Here is an 11,896-nt window from a genome sequence, read left to right as displayed (position 1 = left end):
TCAGGCCTCCTCACTGCTGTTGTTTTCAGCAGGCAGATTGGCTAGCGCGCTGTAGTGGTTGAAGCGGTGCCAGGCGTATTCCTGTGCCAGAGTGGCGAGCTGTTCCGCCGCTTCCGGATGGGTGCGTTTTAATAAGCTGAAGCGCGCTTCTGTTTCCATATAGTCCCTAATTGAAATGATCGGCTTTTTATAATCCACTTTTAATGGATTGCTGCCGTTTGCTGTGGCAGCCGGGTTGTAGCGCAGCAGCGGCCAGTGCCCGGATGAAACGGCAAGCTGCTGCTGGTGCAGGTTGTTCTTCAGGTCTATGCCATGTGCGATGCAGGGCGAATAGGCAATGATCAGGCTGGTGCCCGGGTAGTTCTCTGCTTCGATAATGGCGTTAAGGGTTTGCGTGTCTTTCGCGCCAAAGGCGACCTGAGCGACATAGACATCTTCATAGGCCATGGCATGGGCAAAGAGGTCTTTCTTCAGCCGTGATCGGCCGCCGGCGGCAAATTTGGCAATGGCGCCGGTCGGGGTTGCCTTCGACATTTGGCCACCGGTGTTGGAATAAACTTCGGTATCCAGAACCAGCAGGTTCACATTTTTGCCGGATGCCAGAACATGGTCCAGGCCACCAAAGCCAATATCGTAGGCCCAGCCATCGCCGCCAATTCCCCAGATGCTTTTCTTTTGCAGGTACTGAGCAACGGAACCGAGGTCAGTGGCTTCAGGCTGTTCTATTGTGCTCAACAACTGTTTTAACTCAATGATAGACAGTCGCTGCTGCTCTAATTGTTGGTCGGTTTGTTGCGGGTTGTTGAGCAGGCTGTCGACCAGCTGATCCGGCAACTGTGCTGCCAGCTCTGACAGCAGGCTTCTGGCTCTGATGTTATTCTGGTCGGCAGATAATCGCAGCCCCAGAGCGAATTCCGCGTTGTCTTCAAACAGCGAGTTGTTCCAGGCCGGGCCTTCGCCACGGGTGTTCTTGGTATACGGAGTGGTTGGCAGGTTGCCGCCATAAATAGAAGAGCAGCCGGTTGCATTGGCGATCAGCATTCGATTGCCGAACAGCCGGGTGATTAAGCTGATATAGGGTGTTTCGCCGCAACCGGAACAGGCACCTGAAAACTCAAACAGCGGGTCGACCAGTGAACTGCCAGAAATGGTCGAGGTTTTTACCTGATGAGCCTCTACAGCAGGTATTTGCAGGAAGTATTCCCAGTTGTCGATTTCCTGCGCCAGCAGTGGTTGCTTGTCTGCCATGTTGATGGCTTTGCGGTCTGGGTTCTGTTTGTCTGTAATCGGACAGGCATCCACACAGAGTTCACAGCCGGTGCAGTCCTCCGGAGATACCTGATAGCTCATCAGCCAACCCGCCCCGTAAGCCTTCGATTTTGCCGGTTGCTGCTTAAAGCTGGCGGGGGCATTGCTGGCGCTGTCTTCAGCAATAAGCTTGCTGCGGATTACCGCATGCGGGCAAACATAAACGCACTTCCCGCACTGCGTACAAAGATCTGGCTCCCACACCGGAATACGATCGGTCAGGTTGCGCTTTTCAAATCTGGCGGTACCGGTTGGGTAGCTGCCGTCCAGCGGTAATTGAGAAACCGGAATCAAATTGCCCTGACCACGCATGGCCCTCAACACCACCTGGTCAATGATGGTATTGCCGGTTTGCAGGTCTGGCCGCTGCTCTGGTTCTGCCTCTTCGCAGTTCACTGGTATCTGATGCAGGCGCTCCAGAGCCCTGTCGATGGCGTCATGGTTGGCTTTCAGTATTTCGGTGCCAGCGCGCTGATAGGTTTTGGTCGTGTATTCCTTCATTTTATCGAGCGCAGTCTGCTCTGGCAGAACACCGCTTAGCCTGAAGTAACAGGCCTGCATAATAGTATTGATGCGCCTGCCCAGGCCCAGCTCTCTGGCCAGTTTGTAGGCATCGATTGCATACAGCCGGCAACCCTTGCTGGCTATCTGGTTGCGGGTACGGTAAGGCAGGCTCAGCCAGACATTCTCTGCTTCAAAGGGTGCATTGATCAGCAGTGTTGCACCGTGCTTTGCCTTGTTCAGAACGTCGTATTTATCGAGCAGATTAAACTGGTGGCAAGAAACAAAGTCTGCGCTGTCCGGTTCAATTAAATAGCTGGAGTGAATCGGCTCTGGTGAGAAGCGTAAATGGGATACCGTCACCGCGCCGGATTTCTTAGAGTCGTACTCAAAATAGCCCTGAACAAACTGGTCGGTCAGTTCGCCGATGATCTTTATCGTGTTTTTGTTTGCTGAGACGGTGCCGTCTGCGCCTAAACCATAGAATACCGACTGGTGCGTGCCGGGCGGGCGTTGACAATGGATAGCGCTGTCATAATCCACCGACAGGTTAGTCAGATCGTCGTTTATGCCCAGTGTGAAACCATTCAGAACCGAATGACTCATTTCGCGGAATAATGCCGTCACCATTGCCGGTGTTAGCTCTTTTGAAGACAGTCCGTAGCGGCCATGAGATATCTCGATGTTTGCTTTGCCGGCTTTCACCAGCGCCAGAGAAATATCCAGCATCAGCGGCTCGGCCTGAGCGCCGGGTTCTTTGGTTCGGTCGAGAACGGCAATACTGCGGGTTGTGTCCGGCAGAGCCTCGATAAACGGCTCACTCAGGAACGGGAGGTACAGGTGTACAGCAATCATGCCGACCTTTTCACCGGCATTGTTCAGCTGCTGTACGGTTTCACGTATTGCACCAATACTGCTGCCCATAGCGATAACGACTCTTTGCGCATCGGCGGCTCCGAAGTACTCGAATGGCTGGTAGCTGCGACCGGTCACCCGCTCAAACTGCGCCAGGCATTCGGTAAAGATTGCCGGGCTGTTCTGATAAATTGGGTTGATGCGCTCGCGGGACTGGAAGAAAACATCCGGATTCTGCGAGGTGCCGCGTACCTCCGGTTGCTCCGGCTGCATGGCGCGGGCTCTGTGCGCCGCGGCTTCCGCCCAGGGGAACAGCTCTGCAGCCTGTTCGCGGGTAATGCCGTCGATCTTCGAAATTTCGTGTGACGTACGGAAGCCATCAAAGGCATGTATGAATGGAATGCGGCTTTTCAGACTGAACATCTGGCAGAGCAGAGCGCCGTCCTGAGCTTGCTGGACAGAATTGGAAAACCAGATTCCCCAGCCAGTCGCGCGGGCCGCCATGACATCGCTGTGATCACAGAAAATAGACAGTGCATGCGTCGCAACAGAGCGTGTGGCGACATGGATCACGCAGGGTGTCAGTTCGCCGGCAATCTTATACAGGTTGGGGATCATCAGCAGCAGGCCCTGCGATGACGTGAAGGTTGAGCTGATAGCGCCGCCCTGTAAAGCACCGTGCAGAACACCCGCGGCTCCGGCTTCACTTTGCATTTCTACGATCGACGGTATAACGCCCCACAGGTTTTTTTGTTGCAAAGAGGAGTATAGGTCAGCAATTTCACCCATCGGGGAGGCAGGAGTAATCGGGTAGATTGCCAATATATCGCTGGTCTGGTGCGCGATGCGTGCGACAGCCTCATTGCCGTCTACGGTGATTGGGTTCGGAATATTCATACCGGCCACCTTTAACGCATAATATGAATATTAGTTGTAGTCGCTATTGGTAAAATTGGCTTGATATGGGTCAATGGCTGCTTTTTCGTTCACTGGTCTTATTCAATGCTTACTCAATGCATTCGGCTTCATGACAGCTGCGGCCGTATCGAACAGGCCCAGGGGGCATGTCATCGTTGAGATTTGTTGTATCATTACCTTATGGTTAATTAACGCTTATCTAATTTCCTGCCGGGCTGGCGGATGGAAACCGGCATATTCAAGAGGGCACTATGAAAAAACTTCTGGTCATTATTTTAATTGGATTGGTCATTGCGACCGCTGCCAGCTATATCGGCATGCAATGGAAGGTAAGAAAAACGCTGGATGATTTTTTTCAGAATATGCCTTTAGTTGAAGGCACTTACGATGATTTCAGTTTCGACTTTAACGGCAGAATGACGGTTCACGACATCATTGTCGAAATACCTCTGGCCGGCGTGACCATTGATGTCAACAGTATTTCCTTTGCCACCAGTAACTTCTGGGAAACCCTGAGTATAGAAAAATCGTTGCAGGAAGGCCGCTTGCCTAAATCCATGCAGGTCGATATCGATACCTTCAGTATCGATTTGCAACGCGAGGCACTGGCCGCGTTTTCACAGCAGGGGTCATCACAAAACCTGCTGGCTGAACTAAGTACACTGGGTTGTGGCCGTCATATCGCCTTAAGCCCGGTGAATTACTACGATATGGGCATCAACAATCTGACCATGGATTTATCGGTAGGCTACGATTACAACGATAGCAGCGATGAGCTGATCAGCTCGGTCGATCTGTATATGGATGGCATGGGCCGCATGGAGATGGATCAGACGATTATCGGCCTGTACCCGGTGATGGAAAACTACCGTAACGCGCTGTTTGGCCTCGATCCTTCCACCATTTCCACCACGAACATCTCCATGGCCTATACCGACCTTGGCTATAACAGCAAGTATCAGTCTTTTTGTTCCGTTGAATCCGGAATGGAAAAGTCTGAGTGGTTAGAGCACCACCTTAAGATGATCAACGCTGTGATTGGTGATATTGACTTGTCTACCGATTTCGATCTGCTGGGGGCATACCGTCAACTGTTGGCGGATCGATCCTACATAGAGGTAGATCTGCGTCCATTGTCTGGTTTCAGCATGAGCGACCTGCAGTTTTATGGCGCCAGCGAGCTGATCGACCTGGTAGACCTTAAAATCTCGATCAATGATGAGCCACTGGCTATCGGCAAATTCGAATGGGATAACGACAAATTAGCGGAGCTCGATTTAAGCAACATACGTCGTGAGTTCCGTATCGCTAATGCCGAAGAGGAAGCAGAGCAGGCGGCAGCGGCTGCCCGAAGTGCGCCAACCCGCATGCTCATTGAGGTGCCGCTTTCGTCTTTGGCAAATCACCAGTACCGCACGGTACAGATTCAGCGCAAAGACGGTTATACCTTCACCGGTGAAATGATTTCGGTTAATTCTGCGCGGGTGATTGTGCGTACCCGATTCAGCACCGGCTTTACCGATTTGCCGCTGGAACGCAGTGAGATTGCGGTTGTGAAGCTGTACCCGGAATAAACCGCTACCCGCACCAGGCAGGCCACTGAGCCTGCCTTAAGGGCACCTCTAATAACTATGATTTTTCATCGTCGCCTTGCCGCTGAGCTTTTTAGACTCCGCAGAGACATATCAGAGTTATTAGAGGTGCCCTTAAATCTTTTCTTGCAGTTTTTGCATACAATAGCGCCGGTTTAATTGGCAGGTAACAACATTGGCTGGTGTAAATTTCGACGGTCTGTTCGACCGGTTCTCACAACAGATCTATCAGAGCCGAAAAGGCCGGTTGCGCATGCAGCTGATCGATGCGCTCTATAAAAAATATTTACCGGTTAGCGGGCTTTCCGGGCTCAGGGTGCTCGACGCCGCAGGCGGGTTGGGGCAAATGAGTCACTGGTTTCTATCCGAAGGCAGTGCGGTCGATTATTTTGATGTATCCACTGAAATGGTTGAAAGCGTTCGGCAGAACTTTTCAGCTGCGATAGAAGCCGGGGCATTAACAACCCTGTGCCTATCCATTACCGATCTGGATGCCCTAGGTGAGTATGACATCGTCAATGCCCATGCCGTGCTTGAATGGCTGGAGCAGCCTTATAGCGCACTGCAAAGCCTGTGCAGCGCGGTGAAGCCTGGCGGCTATCTTGGCTTGATGGTTTACAACCGCAATATGCTGATGCTGCGCCACCTGATGCGGGGTACTCTGCAGCGCGCCATGAGCGGGAACATCGCCGGTGATCGCAAGGGTTTAACGCCGATTTCGCCGCTCGACCCCCTGGAGGTAATTGCCCAATTGGAAAAGGCAGGTTTCAGGCTGTTGTGTCAGGCCGGTATTCGCACCTTTTCAGACCTGGCGGAAAAAACCGTCATCGACTGGTATGAAGAACAAGAGCTGTTCAATGCAGAGCTGCAGCTGTGCGAGCAGCGGCCTTACTGCGATATTGGCCGCTACGTTTTATTGATTGCACAAAAAAGCCCGTAACTTACGGGCTTAAGATTGGCTGTTTTCCCGGTCAGGAAAGCTCGAAGCGGCCAACCAGTTTTTCCAGGCTTTCCGACATGCAGTTCAGGTCATCGCTGGATGTTTCAATGCTGGCCGAGGCATCTGCACTCTCTTCGGTGGTATCGCTGATCCTGACAATATGTGAATTGATTTCGTTCACCACAGCGGCTTGCTCTTCGGTTGCTGTTGCAATCTGCATGTTCAGATCAGAAATGTTTTGAACATTGGCAACGATATCCTCCAGCGCCTGGCTGGTTTTATCGGATGCTTCAACACTCATCTGCACATGAGTGCGGCTGTCGTGTACGGCCTCTACCGCTGCTTTCGCACCCTGTTGCAATTCAGAGATCATCTCGTGAATCTCTTCGGTGGATTCGCCGGTGCGCTTGGCCAGGTTACGCACCTCGTCGGCTACCACGGCAAACCCGCGACCCTGTTCACCGGCGCGCGCTGCTTCAATGGCGGCGTTCAGTGCCAGCAGATTGGTCTGCTCAGAAATACCGCGAATAACCTCCAGTACCGCACTGATTGAGTCGCTTTTACCGGCCAGGCTTTCAATGCTGTCAGAAACCTTATCCATATTGCCGGCCATTTGCTCGATGGTACCGCTCGATTGAGTAACGGTATCACGCGCTCTGTGGGCCACTTCATTGGCGTCGCTCGAAGCCTGTGCGGCGACGTTAGCGCTCTGGGCGATCTCGGCAATGGTACTGCCCATTTCATTCATGGCGACAGACACCTGATGGCTCTCGTCACGCTGCTGTTCAACAATAGCCTTCAGTTTTTGGGCGTCGGAAAAGGTCATCTCCGAGGCTTTTTTAACCTGCGCCGACGTTTCAGAAACATCGACAACCACCGAGCGTATCTTGCTGACGAAACTGTTGAAGCCGGCAGCCAGGCGGGAGATTTCCTCTGCTTCCTGTTCGCTGATGCTGCTGTTCAGATTACCGCTGCCGGCACCAAGCTGTTCAAAGGCCTGGGCCATTTTATCGATCGGTCGGACAACGCTTTTCGCAATGACGTAGCTGACCAGCGTAAACAGCAGTACACAGCCGGCCAGCATCAGCAGCATATAGTTGCGGGTATTGTCTAAACCGGCGTACAGCTCGGCCTTGGGCACCTCGGCGATGACGTACCAATCCAGCCCGGATACGTAACTGGAGGCAATCACCAGATCATCGGTATGCTCAAAGCTGAAGTCTTTTCTGTTCAGCAGGCTGGCGTAGTTTATATCGGAATAGAGGTCGTGCAGACGCTTTGAATCGGTAATGCTTTTGTTTTTGTGTACCTTAACCAGGCCGTTGGCATCGACCAGATAAACGGTACCGGTTTCTTCTACCTCGAAGCCGTTCAGGTACCTGACCATTTCATTGAACGATTTCGATACGCCGGAGGCACCACGACCGTTCAATTGCTGGTAATTCACAAAGATATCGACATCGCCGTTGGGGTAGGTGTAGGTACTGGCAGACTCTGCGTTGCCACTGTTTTTGAAGGCAAAGAACCAGCTGTCCAGGTTGTCGTTTTTCAGCTGACGCAGAAAACCATCCTGATTCCAGTAATTGTTGGTTTCACGGTCCACGAACGAGGCATTGCTCAGGTGCCCAAGCCGCTTGATGCTGCCCAGGTACTCCGTCAGCCGGGCTTCACCGGCGCTGTCTGCCCCAGCCTTTGACCATTCAATAATGAACGGGTTGGTTGCTATCGCACGGGTATAGGATTTCATTTCTAAAATCTCGCTGTTAACAGCGTTGCGGATGCGTAAAACCAGATTGGGTAAATCTGATGATTCCACACGGGTGACCAGCAGCGCTTTGGTTTTATGCAAACCAACGGCGGTAACAATGCTGGTGGATAAGATAACCGCAAGGACCATGGAAATGATCAGTCGCGACTTAATGGAAAGTGATGCTAATGCTTTCATCCTTAAACCTCTGACGACAATAAAGTCTGAAAACCGGTGAATTGAATAGGGGGTGGCGCACTATAAGGGCGAATTTTCAACAAGCAATAAAATTCGTTTGAATGGTCAGAAAGTACGATAAGGACCGTTGAGTTTGGCCAAATATTTGGCCAAAAGACTGGTGATTTGTATGAGTTTTTTAAACAGGCGGTAATTTGACGTGCATCCTGAGGATGCTAAAAAGCCCGGCGAACCGGGCTTGTGTTGTCAGTCTTATTTACTTGACCGAAGCAATGATCGAGCTTGCCGCGTCGGTGAACTCTTCCATCTGATCAAAGTTCATGTAGCGGTAGATTTCAGCGGACATGCTGTTCAGGCTGTTGGCATATTCCAGGTATTCTTCCGGCGTTGGCAGTTTGCCCATAACCGCAGCAACCGAGGCCAGCTCTGCAGAGGCCAGGTAGACGTTGGCACCGGCACCCAGACGGTTCGGGAAGTTACGGGTCGAGGTAGAAACCACGGTCGATTTATCCGCCACCCGTGCCTGGTTACCCATACACAGTGAACAGCCCGGCATCTCGGTACGTGCACCGGCACGACCGTAGATGTTGTAGTAGCCTTCTTCCATCAGCTGGTGGGCATCCATCTTGGTTGGCGGTGCAATCCACATGCGGGTTGAGATAGAGCCCTTGTGGTTTTCCAGCAGTTTACCGGCGGCACGGAAGTGACCGATGTTGGTCATACAGGAGCCAACAAAGACTTCGTCAATCTTGTCGCCAGCCACTTCAGACAGCAGGCGGGCATCGTCCGGATCGTTCGGTGCACACAGGATAGGCTCTTTAATGTCGGCCAGATCGATTTCGAGGATGTGCTTGTATTCAGCATCGGCGTCGGCTTTCATCAGGCTTGGGTTGGCCAGCCACTCTTCCATGGCTTTGGCGCGACGCTCCAGAGTGCGTTCGTCGCCGTAGCCGTTGGCGATCATCCAGCGCAGCATCACAATGTTGGAACGCAGGTATTCGGCAACAGACTCTTCCGACAGCGCAATGGTACAGCCAGCTGCAGAGCGCTCTGCAGAAGCATCAGACAGTTCAAATGCCTGCTCTACCGTGAGGTGGTCGAGACCTTCAATTTCCAGGACGCGGCCAGAGAACTCATTCTTCTTACCGGCTTTTTCAACGGTCAATAAACCTTCTTTGATGCCGTAATAAGGAATGGCATGAACCAGATCACGCAGGGTGATACCCGGCTGCATTTCGCCTTTAAAGCGCACCAGAATCGACTCTGGCATATCCAGCGGCATAACACCGGTGGCGGCCGCAAAGGCGACCAGGCCGGAACCGGCCGGGAAGGAAATACCCATTGGGAAGCGGGTGTGAGAGTCACCACCTGTACCGACGGTATCAGGCAGCAACATACGGTTTAACCAGCTGTGAATAATGCCGTCACCCGGACGCAGGGAAACACCGCCACGGTTCATGATGAAGTCGGGCAGGGTGTGCTGGGTGTCGATATCCACTGGTTTCGGGTAGGCCGCAGTGTGACAGAATGATTGCATCACCAGGTCGGCAGAGAAGCCGAGGCAGGCCAGGTCTTTCAGTTCGTCACGGGTCATTGGGCCAGTGGTGTCCTGAGAGCCGACGGTGGTCATCTTAGGTTCGCAGTATTGGTTTGGACGAACGCCGTCAACACCGCAGGCTTTACCAACCATCTTCTGCGCCAGTGTGTAACCTTTGCCGGTATCTTCAACATCACCCGGACGGTTAAAGACAGTTGAAGGTTCCAGGCCCATGGCTTCGCGGGCACGGTCTGTCAGGCCACGGCCAATGATCAGTGGAATTCGGCCGCCAGCGCGCACTTCATCAAGCAGCACGTTGGTTTTCAGCTGGAATTCAGAGACAACTTCGCCGTTCTTTTCGACTTTACCAGCGTATGGGAACAGGTCGATAACATCGCCCATGTTCATTTTTTCTACCGGCAGTTCAATCGGCAGGGCACCGGCATCTTCCATGGTGTTGAAGAAGATTGGGGCAATTTTTCCGCCCAGACAGAAGCCACCGAAGCGCTTGTTCGGTACGTTCGGAATATCCTGGCCGGTGTACCACAATACCGAGTTGGTCGCAGATTTACGCGACGAGCCGGTACCAACGACATCGCCCACCAGTGCCAGCGGGTAGCCTTGTTCTTTCAGTTTCTCGATTTGTGCGATCGGGCCAATTTCACCGTCTTTATCCGGGGTCAGACCATCGCGCTCCATTTTGTACATGGCCAGAGCGTGCAGCGGAATATCCGGACGCGACCAGGCATCTTGCGCCGGAGACAGGTCATCGGTGTTGGTTTCACCGGTCACCTTGAATACGGTCAGGGTGATTTTTTCAGGGACTTCAGGCTTGTTCAGATACCACTCGGCATCGGCCCAGCTTTGCATGACCGCTTTAGCCGAGGCGTTACCGGAATCGGCCTTTTCTTTAACATCGTGGAAGGCATCGAAAACCAGCAGGGTGTGCTTCAGTTGCTCGCCGGCCAGTTCGGCCAGTTCAGCATCGTCCAGAAGGGCGACCAGAGTTTCAATGTTGTAGCCGCCCTGCATGGTGCCCAGCAGTTCAACGGCTTCAGCTTTGGTGATTAGAGGAGAGCTGTCTTCGCCCTTGGCAACCGCGGATAAAAAGCCAGCTTTAACGTAGGCGGCTTCGTCTACGCCTGGCGGTACGCGGTTGACCAGAAGGTCTTTGATGAATGCTTCTTCGCCGGCAGGAGGGTTCTTCAGCAGATCGACCAAACTGGTTACTTGTTCAGCGCTCAGAGGTTTAGCTGGGATGCCTAGTGCGGCGCGCTCTTGTTCATGTTTACGATAAGCTTCAAGCACGATTTGATCTCCATTCTCGTAAGTGTGAGCTTTGGGGTGAATGGTTTGCGCCGGTTATTTTCTCTGCAGCGTCTATCCATTACGGAAATAGTTGTAAACCCAAAGCGGGTAGTCCGAGCCAGCTCTTTAGGATAATGCACTGTTCAAAGAGTTCAGGTGCTGCGCTGTATGAAGCGTTGCTGGCACCCGATCAGGCTGTATTGCGGGAAAAGTTTAGTGAATAAAGGCTTGAAAGTTAAGTGAATACCGGTCAAACAAGACTAATAGGCGGCATTCATGCGGTGAATGTTTGTTACCGCCGGAATTAATTCTCTGTATGTTTATTAGTCAATGTTGAGAATTTTGTGGCTCTGCAGTGTCAGCCGCCATTGCGGGTTTTGCAGGCAGTATTCGATGCACTGCTGCGTGTTGCCGTGGCTGCTGGCCAGCAATGAGCTTTGTGTCCAGTCGTTTAACGGGCTCAGATAGCGGTAGCGGGCCTTCACAGCCGCAAAGCGTTCCGGCAGAGCGTTCTGCTGGGGGTAAACCAGCTTTAACTCATCGCATTCTGTAATGACGACCTCGGATGAACCCTTGGGGCTGATGCAGACCCAGTCCAGCTCGGTGGGCAGTGGCAGGGTACCGTTTGATTCCACTGCGCATTCAAACCCTCTTTGCTGTAGTTCGCGGATCAATGCCGGGGTTAACTGCAGAGCCGGTTCGCCACCGGTAAAAACCACGAACCGGTTGCCGGCGTTTTCTGGCCACAATGATTCGATGGCCTCTGCCAGTGCCGCTTCTGTTTTGAACTTGCCGCCGTTCTGGCCATCGGTGCCGATAAAATCTGTATCGCAGAAGGTGCATACGGATGTCGCGCGGCTGGCTTCTTTGCCGTTCCACAGGTTGCAGCCGGCAAACCGGCAGAAAACAGACGGGCGACCGCTGTGGTGGCCTTCCCCCTGAAGGCTGTAAAACATTTCTTTTACGCTGTAAGTCATAACTGGAATAAGGCT

General features: G+C 52.7%; 6 protein-coding genes. 2 read left to right on the top strand and 4 right to left on the bottom strand.

All coding sequences use genetic code 11. The annotated features are described in order from the left end of the window. A complete protein-coding gene (gene nifJ, locus BCF53_RS06960) occupies window positions 1–3,561 on the bottom strand; it encodes a pyruvate:ferredoxin (flavodoxin) oxidoreductase (RefSeq protein WP_132700864.1) in 3,561 nt (1,186 codons plus the stop codon). Between the two features lie 272 nt (window positions 3,562–3,833). Here nifJ and BCF53_RS06955 point away from each other — a divergent pair, with 272 nt between their 5' ends. Together BCF53_RS06955 and BCF53_RS06950 are read left to right on the top strand one after the other, a co-directional pair. Beyond that, window positions 3,834–5,156 carry a hypothetical protein gene (locus tag BCF53_RS06955; RefSeq protein ID WP_132700862.1) on the top strand — a complete coding sequence of 441 codons (1,323 nt, stop codon included), beginning with the start codon at window positions 3,834–3,836 and terminating at the stop codon, window positions 5,154–5,156. A 193-nt stretch (window positions 5,157–5,349) separates the two neighbouring features. Beyond that, window positions 5,350–6,114: a methyltransferase domain-containing protein gene (locus BCF53_RS06950; RefSeq protein ID WP_132700860.1), complete on the top strand. Its 765-nt coding sequence runs from the start codon at window positions 5,350–5,352 to the stop codon at window positions 6,112–6,114. A gap of 31 nt (window positions 6,115–6,145) precedes the next feature. Here BCF53_RS06950 and BCF53_RS06945 read toward each other — a convergent pair whose 3' ends face one another. The 3 genes from BCF53_RS06945 to queE all read right to left on the bottom strand — a co-directional run bounded on the left by BCF53_RS06945 (window position 6,146) and on the right by queE (window position 11,881). Continuing rightward, the gene (locus tag BCF53_RS06945; RefSeq protein ID WP_132700858.1) at window positions 6,146–8,059 is read right to left on the bottom strand and encodes a methyl-accepting chemotaxis protein; all 1,914 of its coding nucleotides are present in this window, start codon (window positions 8,057–8,059) and stop codon (window positions 6,146–6,148) included. A gap of 256 nt (window positions 8,060–8,315) precedes the next feature. Beyond that, the gene (acnB, locus tag BCF53_RS06940) at window positions 8,316–10,904 is read right to left on the bottom strand and encodes a bifunctional aconitate hydratase 2/2-methylisocitrate dehydratase (protein WP_132700856.1); all 2,589 of its coding nucleotides are present in this window, start codon (window positions 10,902–10,904) and stop codon (window positions 8,316–8,318) included. Window positions 10,905–11,227: 323 nt separating this feature from the next. Further along, window positions 11,228–11,881 carry a 7-carboxy-7-deazaguanine synthase gene (gene queE / locus BCF53_RS06935; RefSeq protein WP_132700854.1) on the bottom strand — a complete coding sequence of 218 codons (654 nt, stop codon included), beginning with the start codon at window positions 11,879–11,881 and terminating at the stop codon, window positions 11,228–11,230. Between the last annotated feature and the right edge of the window lie 15 nt (window positions 11,882–11,896).

Source organism: Reinekea marinisedimentorum, from assembly GCF_004341165.1.
In the GTDB taxonomy this organism is placed as follows: Bacteria; Pseudomonadota; Gammaproteobacteria; order Pseudomonadales; family Natronospirillaceae; genus Reinekea; species Reinekea marinisedimentorum.
This window is presented reverse-complemented; position numbering and strand designations above follow the sequence as displayed.